We start from the raw sequence: 670 nt of genomic DNA on the forward strand, positions 1-670 counted from the left end.
AGGACGACTCGATCAGTGAGCTATTACGCTTTCTTTAAATGATGGCTGCTTCTAAGCCAACATCCTGACTGTCAAAGCAATCCCACTTCGTTTCCCACTTAGCCGTTACTTGGGGGCCTTAGATGATGGTTAGGGTTGTTTCCCTTTTCACGACGGACGTTAGCACCCGCCGTGTGTCTGCCAGATAGTTCTCTTGGGTATTCGGAGTTTGGTTAGAATTGGTACAGCTCGCGCCGCCCGCATCCATCCAGTGCTCTACCCCCCAAGGAATTCGTCTGACGCTCTACCTAAATAGATTTCGCGGAGAACCAGCTATGTCCAGGTTTGATTGGCCTTTCACCCCTATCCACAAGTCATCCCAGACCTTTTCAACGGGCACGGGTTCGGTCCTCCAGCTGGTGTTACCCAGCCTTCAACCTGCTCATGGATAGATCACCTGGTTTCGGGTCGTCATGCGACGTACTTATTCGCCCTATTCAGACTCGCTTTCGCTGCGCCTACACCTAACGGCTTAAGCTTGCACGGCACATGAAGTCGCTGACCCATTATACAAAAGGTACGCCGTCACCACGCGTGGTGGCTCCGACTGCTTGTAGGCTTCCGGTTTCAGGATCTATTTCACTCCCCTCGTCGGGGTGCTTTTCACCTTTCCCTCACGGTACTGGTTCAC

General features: G+C 52.5%; 1 rRNA gene. It reads right to left on the reverse strand.

Annotation, left to right across the window (positions count from 1 at the left end):
* Positions 1-670 (reverse strand): 23S ribosomal RNA (locus V4F39_RS21730); the annotation flags it as partial.

The sequence above is a fragment of the Aquincola agrisoli genome, from assembly GCF_036621135.1.
GTDB lineage: Bacteria > Pseudomonadota > Gammaproteobacteria > Burkholderiales > Burkholderiaceae_C > Aquincola > Aquincola agrisoli.